General features: G+C 47.5%; 18 protein-coding genes and 1 pseudogene. 12 read left to right on the top strand and 7 right to left on the bottom strand.

Annotated features, from left to right (window positions below):
* Positions 1-16: 16 nt before the first annotated feature.
* The gene (elbB, locus tag IT774_RS16755; RefSeq protein WP_195810773.1) at positions 17-670 is read right to left on the bottom strand and encodes an isoprenoid biosynthesis glyoxalase ElbB; all 654 of its coding nucleotides are present in this window, start codon (positions 668-670) and stop codon (positions 17-19) included.
* Between the two features lie 416 nt (positions 671-1086).
* On the opposite strand from elbB, the gene polA reads away from it, so the two are divergent.
* Positions 1087-3843 carry a DNA polymerase I gene (gene polA, locus IT774_RS16750; protein ID WP_195810772.1) on the top strand — a complete coding sequence of 919 codons (2757 nt, stop codon included), beginning with the start codon at positions 1087-1089 and terminating at the stop codon, positions 3841-3843.
* 384 nt (positions 3844-4227) lie between these two features.
* Here the strand turns inward: polA and yihA are convergent, their stop codons facing one another.
* On the bottom strand, positions 4228-4836 hold the full coding sequence (gene yihA, locus IT774_RS16745; RefSeq protein ID WP_195810771.1) for a ribosome biogenesis GTP-binding protein YihA/YsxC: 609 nt from the start codon (positions 4834-4836) through the stop codon (positions 4228-4230).
* Positions 4837-5012: 176 nt separating this feature from the next.
* On the opposite strand from yihA, the pseudogene IT774_RS16740 reads away from it, so the two are divergent.
* The 5 genes and pseudogenes from IT774_RS16740 to IT774_RS16725 all read left to right on the top strand — a co-directional run bounded on the left by IT774_RS16740 (position 5013) and on the right by IT774_RS16725 (position 7606).
* A pseudogene (locus IT774_RS16740) lies at positions 5013-5635 on the top strand (c-type cytochrome).
* A 336-nt stretch (positions 5636-5971) separates the two neighbouring features.
* Positions 5972-6268, top strand: a complete 297-nt coding sequence (locus IT774_RS17645) for a hypothetical protein (RefSeq protein WP_232365043.1) — start codon at positions 5972-5974, stop codon at positions 6266-6268.
* Entirely contained in the window at positions 6250-6630 is a 381-nt protein-coding gene (locus tag IT774_RS17640; RefSeq protein ID WP_232365042.1) for a methyltransferase domain-containing protein, read from the top strand. Before IT774_RS17645 ends, IT774_RS17640 begins: the two co-directional genes overlap by 19 nt.
* Positions 6631-6652: 22 nt before the next feature.
* Complete coding sequence (yihI, locus tag IT774_RS16730) at positions 6653-7141, top strand: Der GTPase-activating protein YihI (RefSeq protein WP_195810770.1); 489 nt, start codon at positions 6653-6655, stop codon at positions 7139-7141.
* Between the two features lie 12 nt (positions 7142-7153).
* Positions 7154-7606 carry a DUF2489 domain-containing protein gene (locus IT774_RS16725; RefSeq protein ID WP_195810769.1) on the top strand — a complete coding sequence of 151 codons (453 nt, stop codon included), beginning with the start codon at positions 7154-7156 and terminating at the stop codon, positions 7604-7606.
* 1 nt (position 7607) lies between these two features.
* Here the strand turns inward: IT774_RS16725 and IT774_RS16720 are convergent, their stop codons facing one another.
* The gene (locus tag IT774_RS16720; RefSeq protein ID WP_195810768.1) at positions 7608-8192 is read right to left on the bottom strand and encodes a DNA-3-methyladenine glycosylase I; all 585 of its coding nucleotides are present in this window, start codon (positions 8190-8192) and stop codon (positions 7608-7610) included.
* A gap of 121 nt (positions 8193-8313) precedes the next feature.
* On the opposite strand from IT774_RS16720, the gene glyQ reads away from it, so the two are divergent.
* From glyQ to IT774_RS16705, 3 genes are all read left to right on the top strand, one after another.
* On the top strand, positions 8314-9219 hold the full coding sequence (gene glyQ / locus IT774_RS16715; RefSeq protein ID WP_195810767.1) for a glycine--tRNA ligase subunit alpha: 906 nt from the start codon (positions 8314-8316) through the stop codon (positions 9217-9219).
* 2 nt (positions 9220-9221) lie between these two features.
* Entirely contained in the window at positions 9222-11294 is a 2073-nt protein-coding gene (glyS, locus tag IT774_RS16710) for a glycine--tRNA ligase subunit beta (protein WP_195810766.1), read from the top strand.
* Positions 11295-11476: 182 nt separating this feature from the next.
* Positions 11477-11818 carry a hypothetical protein gene (locus IT774_RS16705; protein WP_232365041.1) on the top strand — a complete coding sequence of 114 codons (342 nt, stop codon included), beginning with the start codon at positions 11477-11479 and terminating at the stop codon, positions 11816-11818.
* A gap of 75 nt (positions 11819-11893) precedes the next feature.
* Here IT774_RS16705 and gyrB read toward each other — a convergent pair whose 3' ends face one another.
* The 4 genes from gyrB to dnaA form a co-directional block, all read right to left on the bottom strand.
* A complete protein-coding gene (gyrB, locus tag IT774_RS16700) occupies positions 11894-14317 on the bottom strand; it encodes a DNA topoisomerase (ATP-hydrolyzing) subunit B (RefSeq protein ID WP_195810764.1) in 2424 nt (807 codons plus the stop codon).
* Between the two features lie 9 nt (positions 14318-14326).
* The gene (gene recF, locus IT774_RS16695) at positions 14327-15415 is read right to left on the bottom strand and encodes a DNA replication/repair protein RecF (protein WP_195810763.1); all 1089 of its coding nucleotides are present in this window, start codon (positions 15413-15415) and stop codon (positions 14327-14329) included.
* Positions 15416-15498: 83 nt separating this feature from the next.
* Positions 15499-16602 carry a DNA polymerase III subunit beta gene (gene dnaN / locus IT774_RS16690; protein ID WP_195810762.1) on the bottom strand — a complete coding sequence of 368 codons (1104 nt, stop codon included), beginning with the start codon at positions 16600-16602 and terminating at the stop codon, positions 15499-15501.
* A gap of 32 nt (positions 16603-16634) precedes the next feature.
* A complete protein-coding gene (dnaA, locus tag IT774_RS16685; protein WP_195810761.1) occupies positions 16635-18131 on the bottom strand; it encodes a chromosomal replication initiator protein DnaA in 1497 nt (498 codons plus the stop codon).
* Between the two features lie 627 nt (positions 18132-18758).
* Here dnaA and rpmH point away from each other — a divergent pair.
* Genes rpmH through yidD form a run of 3 tightly spaced genes read left to right on the top strand, consistent with a single transcriptional unit; the run spans position 18759 to position 19505 of the window.
* The gene (gene rpmH, locus IT774_RS16680) at positions 18759-18893 is read left to right on the top strand and encodes a 50S ribosomal protein L34 (protein WP_014290886.1); all 135 of its coding nucleotides are present in this window, start codon (positions 18759-18761) and stop codon (positions 18891-18893) included.
* Positions 18894-18912: 19 nt separating this feature from the next.
* Positions 18913-19269 (top strand): ribonuclease P protein component, encoded by a 357-nt coding sequence (rnpA, locus tag IT774_RS16675; protein ID WP_195812342.1) that lies wholly within the window; start codon positions 18913-18915, stop codon positions 19267-19269.
* The gene (yidD, locus tag IT774_RS16670) at positions 19236-19505 is read left to right on the top strand and encodes a membrane protein insertion efficiency factor YidD (protein ID WP_408641190.1); all 270 of its coding nucleotides are present in this window, start codon (positions 19236-19238) and stop codon (positions 19503-19505) included. The genes rnpA and yidD overlap by 34 nt, the downstream gene beginning before the upstream one ends.
* Positions 19506-19511: the final 6 nt, after the last annotated feature.

Raw genomic sequence — 19511 nt, 5'->3', positions numbered from 1 at the left:
TCGCCCATTGTCCGAATTAGTCCATAGACAGCACCGTTTCGACCAGCTTCGAAAGCCCGGCATGAGCCTGTAAAATATCCTCGGCCAGCATATAAGCCGGCGTGGTTACCAGGCGCGCCTCACTGTCGATTACAATCTCATCAACAGGACAGTCAACATGCTGAGCACCCAGGGCATTAAGGCCCTGGGCGGCTTCACAATCGTTGCCAATGGTCATATTAGTATTGTTCCCATACACCGAGGCTGCCAGCGCCGGAGCGATACAGGCATAACCGGCTGGTTTTTTAGCCTGAGCAAAGGCTTTACACACGTTAAGGACCTCAGTATCAGGCTGGCTGTTTGCCCCGTCCACCGCAAAGGTACACAGATTCTTTGCCGCCCCGAAGCCGCCGGGCAATATGAGCGCATCGAAATCTTCCGGTTTACACTCGGTCACCGGCTTTATGTCACCCCGGGCAATACGCGCTGACTCTGTCAGTACATTGCGGGTGGCACCAGGCTCAGTATCGCCAGTAAGGTGATTGATCACGTGCAGTTGGTCTTTATCAGGCGCAAAACACTGATACGTGGCTCCTTGCTGACGAATCGACAGCAACGTGATGACCGCTTCATAAATCTCGCTACCATCATAGACACCGCACCCACTCAAAATTACTGCTACATGCTTCATTTTATCCTCCTGTGCCTGTCCCAGGCTTATATCGTTTTAGATTAAAAAACAAACAACCTGATTAAAAAAAGATCTGAGATAACCCTTTAGGATTTGATTTTTAATATGCTACATTACTCAACCCATTTGGCTATAGCCGAATGGTGTCAGCAACATAACCACCAACTTATCCACATTTTCAAGGATGAAAAATGACGCACGGTAGCGCTCTGATGACTATTCTGTAACCCTTATTTTATCTGGCGTAGAAAGATTGATCTAAAGTCAAGCCCGATCTTTTTATCGGATCGCCTATTGACACAGATCACAAAGTTATCCACAGATCTCTTCTGTGGGTTTCAGCGCAATGCTGTGTAGCGATCAGCCTTTGCCTGTGGCATCCTTGCCGTAACAACTCTTGAGACAAAAACGGGTCTATGTCTAATACACAACAGCCACCTTTCATCCTGGTAGATGGATCATCTTACCTTTTTCGAGCCTTCCACGGCCTACCGCCACTGACCAACTCCAAAGGACAGGATACGGGCGCGATCTACGGTGTGATCAACATGCTTCGTAGCCTGATACGCCAGTACAATCCCACGCATATGGCAGTGATCTTTGATGCCAAAGGCAAAACCTTTCGCGATGATATTTATACCGAATACAAAGCCAATCGCCCGCCGATGCCAGACGAGCTGGGCAGCCAGATCAAACCCTTGCACGAAATCATCCGGGCTATGGGATTGCCGATCATTGTGGAAGACGGTGTGGAAGCAGATGACGTGATCGGCACGCTGGCGGCTCAGGCCACCGAACAGGGTATAGACTGTCTGATCAGTACCGGCGATAAAGATATGGCTCAGCTGGTAAATCAGCATGTTACTTTGATCAATACCATGACCAACCAGTTGATGGATGTTCCCGGGGTCAAAGAAAAGTTTGGTATTCCCCCAGAGCTGGTCATCGACTTTCTGGCGCTGAAAGGCGATAAGGTGGACAATATTCCCGGCGTGCCGGGGGTCGGCGATAAAAGCGCGCAGGCATTGCTAAACGGAATCGGCGGGATTGATGACATTTATCAAAACCTCGACAAAATTGCCGATTTGGGTTTCCGTGGCAGTAAATCGATGGCGAAAAAAATGCAGGAATACGAAGAGCAGGCCCGCTTGTCGTATGAACTGGCGACCATCAAATGTGATGTACCGCTGGATTTTGCACCGAAAACCCTGGTCCCCACCGACCCGGACAACGCGCAGTTACAAACCTTGTTTGCCGAGTATGAATTCAAGCGCTGGCTCAATGAAGTGTCTTCAAAAGAGGCCGCCGAACAGACCCATGAACAAACCCAGGAAGAGCCTGCCTCGGTACTGGAGATTGATCGCAGCGGCTATGTCACCATTTACGATAAAGCCACATTTTCGCAGTGGCTTGAAAAATTATCTGCCGCACCGTTAATAGCCTTTGATACCGAAACCACCAGTTTGAAATATATGGAAGCGGAGCTGGTCGGCGTGTCCTTTTGTATCGCACCTGGTGAAGCCGCTTATGTACCGGTCGCCCATGACTACCCGGATGCCCCCGAGCAGTTAGATCGCGACTGGGTGCTTGAACAGCTTAAACCCTTGCTGGAAGATGAAAATGTTAAGAAAGTCGGCCAACACCTGAAGTACGATAAAAATGTACTGGCCAACTATGATATTCATCTGGCCGGCATTGCTTTTGATACCATGCTGGAGTCCTATGTACTCAACAGTACTGCCTCCCGTCATGATATGGACTCCCTGGCGCTGGCATACCTGAATCATCAGACTATTCATTTTGAAGATATCGCCGGTAAAGGCGCAAAGCAGCTAACCTTCAACCAAATTGATTTATCAGAAGCAGCGCCGTATGCCGCCGAAGATGCTGATATCACCTTTCGTTTGCATGAAGTGTTGTGGGAAAAGCTTAAAGACGACGAAAAGCTTAAGTCTATTTTGCTGGATATTGAGGTCCCCCTGGCCAGCGTATTGTCGCGGATGGAACAGTTGGGCGTATTTATCGATAGCCAACGCTTAGCCCAGCACAGCCAGGATCTGGCAAAACGGATAGATGAACTGGAAAAAACGGTTCATGAAGAAGCCGGCGAAACCTTTAACCTGGGGTCAACCAAACAGCTGCAGAAAATATTGTTCGAAAAACTGGACCTGCCTGTTATTAAAAAGACGCCGAAAGGCGCGCCCTCGACCTCAGAAGAGGTATTGCAGGAACTGGCGCTGGACTACCCTATTCCCAAGATGATCATGGAATATCGGGGTCTGAGTAAATTAAAAAGTACCTACACCGATAAGTTGCCCAAGATGATCAATCATCGCACCGGGCGGGTGCATACGTCGTATCATCAGGCGGTTACCGCTACCGGCCGGTTGTCTTCTACCGATCCCAACCTGCAGAACATCCCTATTCGCAACGAAGAAGGTCGTCGGGTCAGACAAGCATTTGTGCCACGGGATGGTTACAAATTTGTAGCGGCTGATTACTCGCAGATTGAATTGCGTATTATGGCGCATTTGTCCCAGGATCAGGGCTTATTAAACGCCTTCTCTCAAGGTAAAGATATTCACCAGGCCACGGCCGCTGAAGTCTTTAACCTGCCGTTGGATGAGGTCACCTCCGAGCAGCGCCGCAGCGCCAAAGCCATAAACTTCGGGTTGATTTACGGGATGTCGGCCTTTGGGCTATCCCGCCAGTTAAACATCCCCCGGCACGAAGCTCAGCAATATATGGACCTGTATTTTGAACGCTATCCAGGCGTGCTCAAATATATGGATGACACCCGGGCGCTGGCTAAAGAAAAAGGCTATGTTGAAACGGTCTTTGGCCGCCGCTTATATTTGTCGGATATTAAAGCCAGTAATGGCGCCCGTCGTAAAGGTGCTGAACGTGCCGCGATCAATGCTCCGATGCAAGGCACCGCTGCTGATATTATCAAAATGGCCATGTTACAGGTCGATGAGTGGATAACCAGTCTCAACAGTGATGACATCTATATGATGATGCAGGTACACGATGAACTGGTGTTTGAGATTCACGAGTCGGTATTAGAGGAGTCTATCACCAAAATTGTCGACTTGATGGAAAACGCCGCCACCTTGTCCGTGCCTTTAGATGTAGAAGCCGGAGTGGGGAAAAACTGGGATGAAGCCCACTAAAAAGTAAAAATATTACAGAATTGTCAAAATCAGCAGATTTACCCGACAATTTTGGTAATAAAATTACGTAAATAGCTTGCTTTTTTTGCGCCGGATACGGTAATCTTCCTTCTGTAGGGTACAGAGGTGAGAAAGCTGTTTTCAAACCTTTGCTTTAACCCCAGCATGCTTATGCTGGGGTTTTTTTATGTCTGAGAATAATTGAGCCCGCCTTAAAAAACCTAACTGTCTGAACTAAAACAGGTTTTTAATAGTTTTGTATTTTTTTTGCAATCTTTGGGAACTAACGCTGACCAGCTGACTCTATATCTATGGTTTTTATGTGTTTTCTCTCAGTCCTTTTGCCCCATCCTGCTGTGATGGGGCTTTTTCTTTTCCAGAGGCTTATTTTTTCTCTTCGTGTCGATGAAACCAGCCGTCCAGCATTTGCTCAAGCTCAGGCAATCCCTGCCTGTTGTGTGAAGAAAAGGTCTGTACCGTTACATCACCCATAAAGGCCAAAGCAGCCTCTTGTGCCATCATCAGCTGGGCTTTCCGTTTACCCGCTTTTAGTTTGTCTGATTTGGTCAGCAAGGCCAGTACCGGAATATTTGCCTCTACCGCCCAGTAGATTAAATCCTGATCCAAATCCTTGAAAGGATGGCGAATGTCCATCAATACCACCAACCCTTTTAAACTCTTTCGTTTTTGTAAATACTCACCCAGGGCCTGCTGCCATTTCTTTTTCATGGCAATAGGCACCTGGGCAAAGCCGTATCCCGGTAAATCAATAAGACGGCGGCCCTCTTCAAGTTCGAACACATTGATCAGCTGGGTGCGCCCCGGCGTTTTACTGGTACGCGCCAGGTTCTTTTGTCGTGCCAGCGTATTTAGCGCACTGGATTTACCTGCATTTGAGCGGCCGGCGAAGGCCACTTCAATGCCTTCATCACCCTCAAGATGACGGATATCGGGGGCGCTGGTGCTAAACTTGGCTTGGGTGTAATACGTCATAGTGTTCTGTCCGTCTATACTGCTTGATTATCATCAAAAAATTATGTTCACAAGATTGTACATTTTTAAAGCATCGTTTTACTATGGGTTTGGATTTCAGATGCATTAAATGTGCTCAATAACAATAATACCACGTATACCAGCCATACCGCTGGATCCTTTACGGAAGTTAACTTATGAAAAAACTGTGTTTTATGGTGTGTTTATCTTTTGGTTTAACCGGCACCACCCTGGCTCAGGGCGATGCGCAGGCAGGTAAAGAAAAGTCCGCGGTGTGTGCAGCCTGTCACGGGGCGGACGGTAACAGTGCAATACCCATGAATCCCAAGCTAGCCAGCCAGCATGAGGATTATTTAGTTAAACAATTAAAAGAATTTAAACTGGCTTCCCAGACTGGTGGTGAAGAAGGCCGTAATAACGCAGTAATGAATGGGATGGCAGCCCCTTTATCTGAACAGGATATGCAGGATTTGGCAGCCTACTATGCTGAACAAAAACCCAAGCTGGGAACCACTCCTGAAAGTGCTGTTGAGGCGGGCCAGGCCCTGTACCGTGGTGGCGATGTAGATCGTGGCCTGGCCGCTTGTATCGCGTGTCATGGCCCCGGGGAGATGGCATGGGGTTAGCAGGCTTCCCGGACATCAGCGGTCAGCATCCGGAGTATATTGTGGCTCAGCTAAAAGCGTTTCAGTCGGAACAGCGCCATAACGATATGAATGGGATGATGCGCGACATCGCCATGAAACTCACCGACGATGAAATGCAAACCCTTGCCGATTATTTAGCCGGATTGCATTAAAAAACCGCCCACATGTTAACTTTCTGTTAACCTGGGTGTTGTAATCTGTTTTTTTTCGTGTAAGCTACAGTCCTAGTTTTGGTACTCGCCTAAAGCGAGCTGAAACATAAAACAATAATAATAAGCATATGGAAGATTGGATAAAGCGTCAGGAAGACCTTAAACAACAATGCCAGCTCTGTAAAAAACAATAAAAAGTAGAGCACTTCGGGCTAGGAAGCCAATGTAGCACAAGGTGTGCAAAACGGGAGAAGTGTCATACGACACTGAAACATCGAGGGTGATGGCGCAAGCCATCACCCTTTTTTCTTTTCTGGCCTATTCGAATACCACTTCATGTCTGACCCAATGTGCCCTCTTTGTCGCACACCCAAAGCGCCTTTTTATCATCAGGATCGCCGCAGAATCTATCATCAGTGCAGCGTTTGCCATCTGGTATTTGTGGCCCCGGCCTATTTACCTACTGCCCAGAATGAACAGGCGGAATACCAGTTACATGAAAACCATGCCCATGATGCTGGCTACCGGCAATTTTTAATCCGGGCCGCGGCCCCCTTTGTGCACGGCTTGAGCACCCTGCAACGGGGCTGGACTTTGGCTGTGGGCCTACCCCGGTGCTCGCCGGCATACTAGAAGCAGCCGGTCACCACGTGCAGCTGTACGATCCTTTTTTTTATCCTGACACAAAAGTACTCAACCAGCGTTATCACTTTATAACCTGTACCGAAGCCATCGAGCACTTTCATTCCCCCGCCACCGAACTGGCCCGGCTCGATGCCTGTCTTGAAAATGCAGGATGGCTGTGTGTAATGACCAAACGGGTGATCAGCGCTGAGCGCTTTGCAAACTGGCATTATAAAAACGATCCCACCCATGTGAGTTTTTTCAGTGATGAAACTTTCTACTATATTGGCCGTAAATATGGATATAAAGTGCATCTTGTTAGCGCCGATGTCGTATTAATGCACAAGCAAAGTTATACTACACCGTTATAAATTAAGGTATCAAAGAGCAACTATGTCGTCTCGAAGCAAGAAAACCAGAAAAGTCGGTCAGATTGGGGTAAGAAAAGACCCTGACAGAAAACCACGTACCACTGTGCAACAGGGTAAAAAGAAAGGGAAAGGAAAACCTTCAGGCACCCGTAATGCCCAGGAGCAGGACAGCACCAACCATAGCCAGCGTAAGCAGGTCAATGATCCGCGCCATGGTAGTAAAAAGCCCGTGGCGTTGGTGAAAGAGGCCTCAGTGCCAACGTATGCCACCCCAGCTGAAGAACTCGCCGCCATTGAAGCAGACAGTAAATTGATGCTGTTGCTGGACAAAGCCGACGAAGGTCAGACCATGACCAAAGCCGAACAGCGTTTTATGGATGAGAAAATGGCTCGTCACCGCACCCTTTGTGAGTTGCTGGGTATCGACCCTGAAGCTGATGAAGAAGCTGACGATGACCACGATCCATTAGATGACTTAGACGCTATCAAGATGGACGATTTTAAAAAGTAAAGGGGATGTCTCATGGCCACGACCATCGTGATCATTATAGCGATAGTCATTATTCTGGCTTTAGGTGTGTATGCAGGTCGTTTGCTGTTTATGCTAAAACAGCAAAAACAGCGACACACGGCAGCCCGGGACAAACGCACCCAATCCATCACCGAAAGCATTCTTGTGATAGCCAAGGCCATGGAACAGCAGCAATGTGATTTGTCTGAAGGAACTATTCGGATCGTTAATCTGCTCAATGCGTTGCCCCTGGAGTCACCGCCAAATTTTGCAAAAAAGTTTCCCCATATTCATACCCTGTTCGCCCAGGTGAATGGCTTTGCAATTCTGGAAGAGCGCAATAAATTGCCTAAGTCAGAAAAGCGCCGGCAAGATCAGGCCCGTGAAGAAATTGAAGCTGAGCACGAAACCAAAGTTATTGCTGAGTTACCCGAGATAAAAACCTACTGCCACAGCATTGTTTAAATTAAGCTAACGCCTCACGACAGGCTGCTGTATAACAGTGGCAGCCTGCTTCGTGATCCATAACCATCCCCGTCGCCTGCATAAAAGCATAACAAATGGTTTCTCCCACAAACGTAAAGCCATAACTTTTAAGCGCTTTTGCCATTGCTTTTGACTCGGCACTACTCACTGGCACCTCCCGGGCACTGGACCAATGATTTATCAGAGTTTTGCCTTGCGTAAACTGCCAGATAAACTCGTTAAAGGGCTGTTGCTCCTCAATCTTTAAATAGCCGTGGGCGTTTTTGATAATACTTTTTATCTTTAAACGGTTACGGATAATCCCGGTATTGAGCATCTGCTGTTCGATATCTTTGTCGGTCATCTGAATGATTCGGCCAGGCTCAAAGTTATAAAACGCGGCTTCGTAATTCGCCTGCTTTTTTAAAATAGTGAGCCACGACAACCCCGCTTGCTGGCCATCTAAGCATAATTTTTTAAACAGCATCTGGCTGTCTGTTTCCGGTCGCCCCCACACAGTATCGTGATATTGCCGGTAAATAGGATCCGCGGTCACCCATGCGCAGCGTATTGGTTGTTCCTTCATGCGGTGTTCTCACTTTTTGGTGTTGATTTAATACGCATTTGACGCTTTAACCCTACATACAGTGCCAGACAAATTGTATACTATGCCACCTTTGAATAGTTTAAAACGAAGCAGCAATTGTATGCACAAATACGATATTAAGACCTTTCAGGGGTTTATCCTGGCTCTGCAGGATTACTGGGCCCGACAAGGCTGCGTCATTATCCAGCCACTGGATATGGAAGTTGGCGCCGGTACCTTCCACCCGATGACATTTCTTCGCTCGCTGGGGCCCGAGCCCATCAGTAGCGCGTATGTTCAACCTTGTCGTCGTCCTACGGATGGTCGTTACGGTGAAAACCCCAACCGGCTACAGCAATATTATCAATTTCAGGTGATGATGAAGCCCTCCCCGGATAATATCCAGGAGTTGTATCTTGGTTCATTAAAAGAGCTTGGCTTTGATCCTCTGGTGCATGATATTCGCTTTGTTGAAGATAACTGGGAATCCCCCACTCTGGGCGCCTGGGGCCTTGGCTGGGAAGTCTGGTTAAATGGCATGGAAGTGACTCAGTTCACCTACTTTCAACAGGTTGGCGGAATTGAATGTAAGCCGGTAACCGGTGAAATTACCTATGGGCTTGAACGGCTGGCTATGTATATCCAGGGCGTTGACTCTATTTACGATCTGGTTTGGACTGATGGCCCCATGGGCAAGGTCACCTACGGCGATGTTTTTCATCAAAATGAAGTTGAGCAGTCTAAGTACAACTTTGAGCATGCCAGTGTCGATTTTTTATTCGCCACCTTTGATGAATGTGAAGCAATGAGTAACCGTCTTATTGAAAATAATCTGCCGTTGCCGGCTTACGAACAGGTCATGAAAGCCTCCCACGCGTTTAATCTGTTGGATGCACGACATGCCATTTCAGTGACTGAGCGCCAGCGCTATATTTTGCGTGTGCGCACACTGGCCAAAGCCTGTGCGCAGAGCTATTACCAGGCCCGTGAAGAACTTGGCTTTCCGCTTTGCCAGAAGGAGTTGTAATTGTGCGCACTGAAAATTTACTGATTGAACTGGGCACAGAAGAGCTGCCTCCTAAATCCTTGAAACAACTTGGTCAAAGCTTTGCTGATCAATTTCAGCTGGCCCTGGAAGGCGCACAGCTATCCTTTGGCTCGGTAAGCTGGTTCGCAGCGCCCCGCCGGTTAGCGGTCTATGTTTCGGCGCTGGCAGAAGCACAGGAAGATAAGGTGGTAGAAAAACGCGGCCCTGCTATCAGCGCTGCCTTTGATGACAATAATGAGCCCACCAAGGCAGCTTTAGGCTGGGCTCGGGGTAATGGCATTGAAGTCGCCGATGCTGAGCGCATGGTTACCGATAAAGGCGAATGGTTGTTGCACCGTGCGCAGGTGCCGGGCCAGCCGGTCGCCGCGCTGCTTGAAAGCTTGCTGAACCAGGCATTGTCGAAGCTGCCTATTCCCAAGCCAATGCGCTGGGGTAACTACACTACCCAGTTTATCCGGCCGGTGCATACCCTGACCGTCTTGTACGGCGCGCAGGTTATCCCGGTCACCGCATTGGGCCTTAACAGCGACCGCATGGTGTTAGGTCATCGTTTTCATGGTGATGGCCAGTTTGAATTAGATCATGCTGACAATTATGCTCAGGCGCTTAAAAAGCAATATGTTATGGCCGACTTCACCGAACGAGCCGAAGCGATTCAAAACAGCCTGGAGCAGACCGCCAATGATCTCGAGCTTACCCCAGATTACGACACTGCCCTGCTGGAAGAGATTGCCGCGTTAGTGGAATGGCCGGTAGTACTGACTGCCTCATTCGATGACAGCTTTTTAGCGGTTCCTAAAGAAGCGCTCATCTATACCATGAAAGATGATCAAAAGTATGTGCCGCTGCTTAATCGCGATGGTTCACTGGCGAGCACCTTTTTGTTTGTAAGTAATATAGACAGCCACGACCCTTCACTGATTATCAGTGGCAATGAAAAAGTCATTCGTCCGCGCCTGGCCGATGCTGAGTTTTTCTTCAATACCGATAAGAAGCAGACCCTGGAAGCTCGTTTACCCAGCCTGTCTTCGGTATTATTCCAAAAGCAACTGGGAACATTGGAAGAAAAGTCGCAACGCATTAGCACACTAGCCGGATTTATCGCCGGTCATATTGACGCGAAGGTGGAATATGCCAGCCGTGCCGGGCTGTTGTCTAAAACTGACCTGATGACCGAAATGGTCATGGAGTTTCCTGAAGTGCAAGGTGTGATGGGCATGTACTATGCTCAAAACGACAATGAACCTGAGCCTATTGCCACAGCCTTGTATGAGCAATATATGCCGCGCTTTGCCGGTGATGCTTTGCCCTCACATCCGGTCAGTGCCGCTGTGTCGCTGGCTGATAAGCTCGACACCCTGGTCGGTATCTTTGGCATCAATCAATTGCCTAAAGGTGATAAAGACCCCTTTGCATTACGCCGGGCCGCCATTGGTGTGCTTCGAGTGATCAGTGAAAACAACTATAGCCTCGATTTGACCACGTTGGTTGAGAAGGCCATTGAGGTTTATGGTCAAAAGCTGACAAATGAAAATACGTCACAACAGGTGGTCGATTTTGTATTGGGCCGGTTTGTGTCATTGTTGCAGGACCAGGGTGTGGGTACCGATGTCATTCAGGCTGTATCAGCCCGTCGCCCTACTCGTCCGGCTGATTATGTTGCCCGTATTGAGGCCGTTGCCGAGTTTAAGCAACGGGATGAAGCCGAGGCATTGGCAGCAGCAAATAAGCGGGTGGCCAACATTCTAACCAAACAAGGCATTACCGGTGAGGCGCATATCGATGCCGGCTTGCTGGAAGATGACGCCGAAAAAGCCCTTTATACCTCACTGATGGATGTAAAGGAAACCGTGACCCAGGCCGCGGCGCAACAACAGTATCGGGAAGTACTTCGGGCCCTGGCGACATTACGCGAGCCGATTGATGCCTTTTTCGATAATGTTATGGTGATGGCCGAAGATGAGCGGGTGCGGGGTAATCGCCTGGCCTTATTGTTGCTATTACGAAGTCTGTTTCTAAAAACCGCTGACATCTCGCTACTGGCCAAATCTTAATCAGCAATCGCACGTAACAATAGTATATCCATTATGCCCAACATGTTTGTTGGGCATTTTTTTACGAGGTTCCCGTTTTGAAAAAAATTGCTTCTGTCTTTATTGCTGCTTTTCTTACAGGCTGCTCGTCTAACAGCATTGTCAATCAACTCCCCGGTGTTAGTCCTACACCCCAGGTAAATATGTCAGAGTTGTATCTTCGTGGGGTATTTAACTGGTGGGAGGCCTCACCTGCGTATCAGCTTAGCCAGGGTCGCGATGGCTGGTATGCCGATATTGAATTGATTGCCGATGGCCAGCCTTATGACTTTAAGGTAGCAGATAGTGCGTGGACGCCGGCCCAAACCTGTGGCGGTAACTATCAGGGCCAGCAGGTAACAGTCTCAGATACGGCCACTCTGATTTGCGGTGACAAAGCCCAGAACCTACAGTTCACCCCGAATAATACCGGGACTTATCGGTTCACGTTTGAGAAGACCGATGCGGACGAGCTTGAACTTACCGTCAGGCTAAAAAGCCAATAAGCCGCTCCCTTTTTAGCTGCTCCTACAAAAAGACCGCCGTAATGGCGGTCTTTTTATTTACATGACAAAGCTTAGCTACACGTCAAGATTTTCCACATTAAGTGCGTTCGCTTCGATGAAGTCCCGACGCGGCTCTACCTGGTCGCCCATCAGTGTGGTAAATAACTGATCGCAGGCAACGGCATCCTCAATGGTTACCTGCAGCATACGGCGGCCTTCCGGATCCATGGTGGTTTCCCACAACTGTTCAGGGTTCATTTCGCCCAGCCCTTTATAGCGCTGAATGTACTGACCCTTCTTCGCTTCGCTCATAAGCCACTCGATGGCAGACTTAAATGAATCAATCGACTTGCGACGTTCGCCACGCTGTACATAAGCCGTATCCCCCATCATGCCATTGATGGACTCGTTCAGCTCACGAATGCGCGTGTACTCAGTGGACTCGATAAAATCATGGCCAATTTTGTACTCATAATCAATACCATGCATACGCATCACAATGAGAATATAAAATTCACTTAGTTCATCATCACGCTTTATTTCATAGCGATAGGTCGCCCCATCATTTTCTCTATCGTTCAGACTACTAACAAACTTATCTGCGACCGAGTCCAATGTAGCCTGGTCTTTCAGATCCACCAAATTTAACGTTGGTGAGTAGATAAAGCGATACAAAATGGCTGGCGGCATTAAACGATGCAATCTATCTATCATCTTTTCAACGCTTTGATATTGCTTAACCAGGTTTTCTAATCCTACCCCTGAAATGCCTGGCGCATCTTCGCTGGTGTACAGCGCGGTACCATCTAAGGCAATGTTGGTTAGGTAAGCTGTTAATGCATCATCGTCTTTCAGGTATTGTTCCTGCTTGCCCTTTTTCACCTTATACAAAGGCGGCTGCGCTATATAAACATAGCCACGCTCGATAATCTCAGGCATTTGACGATAGAAAAAGGTCAACAGCAGAGTACGAATGTGAGAACCATCCACATCCGCATCGGTCATAATGATGATGCTGTGATAGCGCAATTTGTCCGGGTTGTACTCGTCCCGGCCAATACCACACCCCAATGCAGTGATAAGGGTTGCCACTTCCTGCGAAGACAGCATCTTGTCAAAGCGGGCCTTTTCAACGTTAAGGATTTTTCCCTTGAGCGGTAAAATAGCCTGATTTTTACGATTACGCCCCTGCTTAGCAGAACCGCCTGCAGAGTCACCCTCCACAATATACAGTTCGGATAATGCCGGATCTTTTTCCTGACAGTCAGCCAGCTTGCCTGGTAGCCCTGCCAGATCGAGAGCACCTTTTCGACGAGTCATGTCCCGTGCTTTACGGGCAGCTTCACGGGCACGGGCCGCATCAATGATTTTTGAGGCTATGGTTTTGCTGACGGTTGGATTCTCTAACAAGAATTCTGAGAGTTTTTCATTCATCGTCGATTCGACCGCGGGCCGAACTTCCGAAGACACCAACTTCTCTTTTGTTTGAGATGAGAACTTTGGATCAGGCACTTTCACCGAGACGACTGCCGTCAAACCTTCCCGGGCATCATCACCAGTGGCTGAGGTTTTGGCTTTTTTATTTAAGCCTTCCTGTTCCATATAGTTGTTCAAAGTACGGGTTAACGCGCCCCGAAAGCCGGCCAAATGCGTTCCGCCATCCCGCTGCGGGATGTTGTTAGTGAAGCAGAATACATTTTCCTGAAAGCTATCATTCCACTGCATGGCAACTTCAACCGCGATGCCATCTTCTTCACGCTCCATGGTGAAGTGGAAAACTTTGTCATGAATCGGTGTTTTCTTTTCGTTCAAATACTCCACAAAGGCTCGGATACCACCTTCATATTTGAACAAGTTTTCTTTGCCATCACGTTCATCTTTAAGACGGATGGCCACCCCTGAGTTTAGGAACGACAATTCACGTAGACGCTTTGCCAGGATGTCGTAATGAAATTCAGTATTAGTAAAGGTGTCGTGGCTTGGCCAGAATCGAACCGCAGTACCCGACTTGTCGGTTTCACCCATCACCTCAAGGGGCGCCTGTGGAACCCCATGTTGGTATTCCTGCTCATGGGTTTTACCAGACCGGCGGATTCGTAGCTTTAACTTGCTGGACAAAGCATTAACTACCGAAACACCTACCCCATGCAAGCCGCCTGAGACTTTATAGGAATTATCGTCGAATTTACCACCGGCATGCAAAACGGTCATAATGACCTCAGCGGCGGAGACACCCTCTTCTTCATGAAGTTCGGTTGGAATACCACGGCCATTATCAGACACGGATACCGAACCATCAGTATGAATTTGTACTACAATTTCTGAGCAGTAACCTGCTAATGCTTCATCAATTGAATTGTCGACGACTTCGAACACCATATGGTGCAAACCTGTGCCATCATCGGTATCGCCGATATACATACCCGGACGTTTACGAACGGCATCCAGGCCCTTCAACACCTTAATGCTGGACGAGTCGTAGTTATTCTGCTCTGACATAATTAGCTTTTACTCCTCTGTCACGTGGCCATGTTCCACGTGAAACATCTTTTTATCATTGTATTTATCTACAAATTCGAGCTGCTGAGATTCTATCGCAGTAACAAATATCTGCGTATCCATTGCCAACAGCCCATCAATAAACCGTTCTCTTTTGTCGATATCCAGTTCCGCCCCGACATCATCAAGTAAAAATATACTTTTGCGGTTTGTTTGTTTCGAGAACAAAGCGGTTTGCGCCAACTGCAATGCCGCGACGGCCATTCTCAGCTGTCCTCGAGAAAGAATTTCCTGGGCATTGATACCGTTCACCTTGAACCTGACATCTGCTTTGTGTGGACCTGATGATGTGTGTCCAACCCGAAAATCGTATTCGTATTTTTTGTCTAGTGCTTCGGCTAGCGAAGCCTCTTTTTCCCACCCCTTATAATACGAAATTTCCACCGAAAACTCAGGTAAAAATTCACTAGAAATAGCGTTAAATACTGGTTTTAATGCTTCCATATAACGCTGACGCTGTAAATCTAGCTTTTCGCCTACCACCACCAGCTGTTCTTGCCAATAGTTGTGCTGGGGCTCTTTGAGGGTGGCGTTTTGTTTTAATAAAGCATTTCGTTGTTTAAGAAGTTTGGTATACGCGGCGTGAAGTCCATGAAACGATTGTTCCACGTGGAACAATCCCCAATCCATAAATTTCCTTCGTTCTGCCGGGGAGCCAATCACCAGATCGGTACTTTGCGGGGTGAAAAGCTGTACCGGTATCAGACTGACCAAATCTGCCAGACGATGGGAATGTTCACCATCTATTGAACAGGTGAACTGATCGGTGTTACGCCGCTCCATCCCTACTTTGAAAGTCGCCTCGTTATCATTGGTGCCTTGCGCAAAGATACTAAATGCGGGTTGCTCATGTTGAATCACCGACCGGTGTTTTGCGGTACGAAACGAACGACCAAAACCCAGGTAAAAAATAGCTTCGAGCAAAGAAGATTTACCACTGCCATTTTTGCCGGTAATTACCGTCAAGCTTCGGGACGGTAACAACGTGGCGGAAGAAATATTGCGAAAATGAGTTAGCTGGACTTTGTCCAGTTTCATAACAGACCGTACAAAATAAAAACATTACCAAAAATAGGAATCAGGAAAAGAAAAAGGCGATAATGTCTATCGCCCGCAAGCCGTTACAATCGCATTGGCATGATGACATACAAGGCGGCATCATCTTCGGCGTCTTCAATTAATGCACTTGAATTAGAGTCTGATAAGGTCAGTTTAACCTGTTCGCCGACTAATGAGTTCAAAACATCTATCAGGTAAGCGACATTGAACCCAATCTCCAGCTCATCTCCCTGATAATCAACATCCACCAACTCTTCGGCTTCTTCTTGTTCAGGGTTATTGGCCGTAATTTTTAGCTCACCAGAGGCAAGATTCAATCTTACGCCGCGAAATTTTTCGTTCGATAATATTGCTGCACGAGAAAAGGCTTCTTTTAATACTGCCTTACTGGCCAAAATTGTTTTATCGCCATCGCGCGGTAATACCCGGCGATAATCCGGAAAGCGCCCATCTACCAGTTTGCTGGTAAAGATAAAGCCACTGCCCTGCAAGCGTATGTGGTTTTCGCCGACCTGGACCCGCAATAATTGATCATCATCGCTAATCAGACGAGAAATCTCCAATACCCCTTTACGAGGAATAATGACCTGGCGAGCAGGTAAAGCAGACTGAGCATACGCCAGCCGGCATAGTGCCAACCGGTGTCCGTCGGTCGCCACAGAACGCACCAGATTTTCTTCTGTTTCCAACGACAGGCCATTGAGGTAATAACGAACATCCTGCTGAGCCATCGAAAAGTGGGTGCTATCAATTAATTTTTTGAGTTCACTACAGCTTAATTCAAACTCAACTTCGCTTTCCCAGTCTTCTAAATTAGGATAGTCATTGGCGGATAACGTGGATAAGGTATACCGTCCGCGACCGGCCCGTAAAATCGCTTTGTTTTCATCTAATGAAAACTGGATGTCGGTTCCCTCAGATAAACCACGAATAATGTCGAACAGTTTTTTGGCTGGAACGGTAATTTGCCCTTCGTCAAAATCCCCGTCTAGCATCACACTGGAGACCAGCTCTAATTCTAAGTCGGTACCGGTTAGCCACAATGATCCTTCACTTACCTTGATTAAGACATTAGATAAGATAGGCAGCGTGTGACGGCGTTCTACGGCTCCTGAAACCATTTGTAATGGTTGTAAAAACTGTTCTCTGCTGATTGTAAATTTCATCGGCTTGTTATCTCGCGTCGTGCTTGAATTGGTTAAGAAGACAAGGTTCTGATAAGGTTTTTATAGTCTTCCTTTATATCATGACTTTCTTCTCTAAGCTGCTCTATTTTACGGCACGCATGCAGCACTGTTGTATGGTCACGGCCACCAAATGCATTTCCCAGTTCCGGCAGACTATGGTTGGTAAGCTCTTTTGCCAGCGCCATCGCTACCTGACGGGGGCGGGCAACACTCCGGCTACGGCGTTTTGATAAAATATCTGATACTTTGATTTTGTAATAATCGGCGACGGTTTTTTGAATATTATCCACCGTGACCAGCTTTTCTTGCAACGCCAGCAAATCTCTCAGGGCTTCGCGAACAAAGTCGATGGTAATGGGGCGACCAGTAAAATTCGCATTGGCGATAACCCGGTTGAGTGCGCCTTCCAGCTCCCGAACATTTGAACGCAATCGTTTGGCGATAAAAAACGCCACTTCATTGGGTAAATGAATACGGTTCTCTGCCGCTTTACGCATTAATATTGCCACCCGGGTTTCAAGTTCGGGAGGTTCGATGGCGATGGTCAGACCCCAACCAAAGCGAGACTTCAGCCGATCTTCTACCCCATCAATTTCCTTAGGATAGCGATCAGAAGTAAGAATGATTTGCTGATTACCTTCAAGCAGTGCATTGAAGGTGTGGAAGAACTCTTCCTGTGAACGCTCTTTATTAGCAAAAAACTGAATATCATCAATCAGCAGTGCATCCACCGAACGATAAAATTTCTTAAAGTCTTCAATGGCATTGTTTTGCAGTGCTTTTACCATATCCTGAACAAAACGCTCTGAGTGCATATATACAATTTTTGCATCTTTGCGATTCGCCACAATGCCGTTACCCACCGCATGCAACAAGTGAGTTTTACCTAAGCCGGTGCCCCCATAAATAAACAAAGGGTTGTACGACCCACCGGGATTGTTAGCCACCTGGGTTGCCGCGGCCCTGGCCAGCTGATTAGACTTACCCTCAACAAAGTTATCAAACTGATAGTTAGGGTTAATATTGCTTTTATGCTTCATGCCTTCCGGAATGGGAATAACATTGGGTGAACGCCCCGCCGCCTGATTCCCCCGGGCCGCTGCCGAGATATTTTCGCCATTGGCGTGCGGAGGTGCAGGTGCCGATGGTTTGGGCGCTGCTTGCTGATACCCTGACTGATAGTGACCACTATCACTTTGTGAGTTGTAGCCACCCGATGTCGTTGCAGGTGTACTGGGTTTTGGGGCAGGCGCCGGCGCTGGTGAAGTAGAACGTTGAACCACCTCCAGGCGCAACTCAGGCGCATCCACCCCACAAAATTCAGCAAACAGCTCGGTGATTTTATTGCGGTACTTGTCGCGAACCCAATCCAGCACAAACCGGTTTGGGGCAAACAAGGTAATGCAGCCGCTGTCTTCGTCGGCGGTGAGCGGTCTTATCCACATACTGAACTGCTGGGTGGGCAGTTCCTGCCGCAAGCGGTCAAGACAATGATTCCATAAAGACATGTAATGTAGGGCTCCGAATGACGCCTGAAAAGCAAACCCATGCAAAGAGCAGGCATCACGGTCAGATGCCGCGAAACCTGGAAGAAAATAGATGCATGTATTTGGGTATCAGCGCAGAATTTGTTTTTTGATCTTATCGCTGTGGATTATCTTATTTTACTAACAGAATGTAAATGGGGATCTTGCAGGATCCCATCGATCTTAATACAACTGATCCCGAATCCGCTCCCTTTTCTGATCCTTGTCGATCGCCTGATCGCCACGCCCTGTCAAGTGTGCAGGTAACGTGAGGGATCTTCTTTGCCCGGGAGGATCAAGGTTACTCTTATTAGAGTGAAAAACTGTGGATAAATCTGTGGCTTCTGCCCGGTTATGCACAATCTTTTGCCGTGCATGTCCCGGTTATAGCCTTTTTTTGATTCGGGTTAACACCACTAGCGAAAAAATAACCAAATAATGTTGTCTATTCCGTCATTATACATTGACAGGAGGCCACGAGATCTCTAGAATTCGGCATCCTTTTTGGATGGGCTGTGTTAGTTACCTAACGACGTAAAAGACTTTGGTCTGCTGTCTTCGTTATTTCAATACCGCCTGTGTTTTAACTAAATAAGTGAGACTTTGGTCATGAAAAGAACATTTCAACCGAGCAACTTAAAGCGCAAGCGTTCACACGGTTTCCGTGCTCGTATGGCGACCAAAAATGGTCGTAAAGTACTAGCGGCTCGCCGTGCAAAAGGCCGCGCTCGCCTTTCTGCTTAATAAAAGAAATAATCCTAAAGTGGGTGAAAATCAATTTTCCAGGGAGTTACGGCTGTTAACTCCCTCCCACTTTACATTTGTGTTTGAAAACGCAATACCAGCGGTATCCCCTTCCTTTACGCTTCTTGCCAGACCTAATCAACTCGATGCACCTCGACTGGGCATAACATTGTCTAAAAAACGGGTACGTAAAGCTCATGATAGAAATCGTTTGAAACGGTTAATTCGTGAAAGTTTTCGTCATCGCAAAGACAAGTTACCTAATGTTGACATTATTGTTGTGGGAAAATCTGGTGCAGATAAACTTTCAAATGAGGAAGTGTTCGCCACGCTTGATAAGCAATGGAAAAAACTAACCAAACGCTGCGCAAAATAGCAATCTTTTTGCCGCTGGCGCTTATCAAATTTTATCAGTGGTGTATTTCCCCGATGTTGGGGCAACGATGCCGGTTTCATCCTACCTGTTCGTTTTATGCAATTGATGCCTTAAAAACACATGGTTTTGTAATTGGCGGTTGGTTATCGTGTAAACGCATTATAAAATGCCACCCTTTGCATCCGGGTGGTTATGATCCGGTACCTGAAAAACACGACACTAAACACTCAAAATAAAGAGAC

Source organism: Salinimonas marina, assembly GCF_015644725.1.
GTDB lineage: Bacteria > Pseudomonadota > Gammaproteobacteria > Enterobacterales > Alteromonadaceae > Alteromonas.
Note: the sequence above shows the minus strand (reverse complement) of the source record. Positions and strands in the feature narration are given on the sequence as shown.

Bases quoted from the DNA above. Each gene is read 5' to 3' on its own strand.
- elbB (WP_195810773.1), bottom strand. From the start codon at position 670: ATGAAGCATGTAGCAGTAATTTTGAGTGGGTGCGGTGTCTATGATGGT.
- polA (WP_195810772.1), top strand. From the start codon at position 1,087: ATGTCTAATACACAACAGCCACCTTTCATCCTGGTAGATGGATCATCT.
- yihA (WP_195810771.1), bottom strand. From the start codon at position 4,836: ATGACGTATTACACCCAAGCCAAGTTTAGCACCAGCGCCCCCGATATC.
- IT774_RS17645 (WP_232365043.1), top strand. From the start codon at position 5,972: ATGTCTGACCCAATGTGCCCTCTTTGTCGCACACCCAAAGCGCCTTTT.
- yihI (WP_195810770.1), top strand. From the start codon at position 6,653: ATGTCGTCTCGAAGCAAGAAAACCAGAAAAGTCGGTCAGATTGGGGTA.
- IT774_RS16725 (WP_195810769.1), top strand. From the start codon at position 7,154: ATGGCCACGACCATCGTGATCATTATAGCGATAGTCATTATTCTGGCT.
- IT774_RS16720 (WP_195810768.1), bottom strand. From the start codon at position 8,192: ATGAAGGAACAACCAATACGCTGCGCATGGGTGACCGCGGATCCTATT.
- glyQ (WP_195810767.1), top strand. From the start codon at position 8,314: ATGCACAAATACGATATTAAGACCTTTCAGGGGTTTATCCTGGCTCTG.
- IT774_RS16705 (WP_232365041.1), top strand. From the start codon at position 11,477: ATGTCAGAGTTGTATCTTCGTGGGGTATTTAACTGGTGGGAGGCCTCA.
- gyrB (WP_195810764.1), bottom strand. From the start codon at position 14,317: ATGTCAGAGCAGAATAACTACGACTCGTCCAGCATTAAGGTGTTGAAG.
- recF (WP_195810763.1), bottom strand. From the start codon at position 15,415: ATGAAACTGGACAAAGTCCAGCTAACTCATTTTCGCAATATTTCTTCC.
- dnaN (WP_195810762.1), bottom strand. From the start codon at position 16,602: ATGAAATTTACAATCAGCAGAGAACAGTTTTTACAACCATTACAAATG.
- dnaA (WP_195810761.1), bottom strand. From the start codon at position 18,131: ATGTCTTTATGGAATCATTGTCTTGACCGCTTGCGGCAGGAACTGCCC.
- rpmH (WP_014290886.1), top strand. From the start codon at position 18,759: ATGAAAAGAACATTTCAACCGAGCAACTTAAAGCGCAAGCGTTCACAC.
- yidD (WP_408641190.1), top strand. From the start codon at position 19,236: ATGGAAAAAACTAACCAAACGCTGCGCAAAATAGCAATCTTTTTGCCG.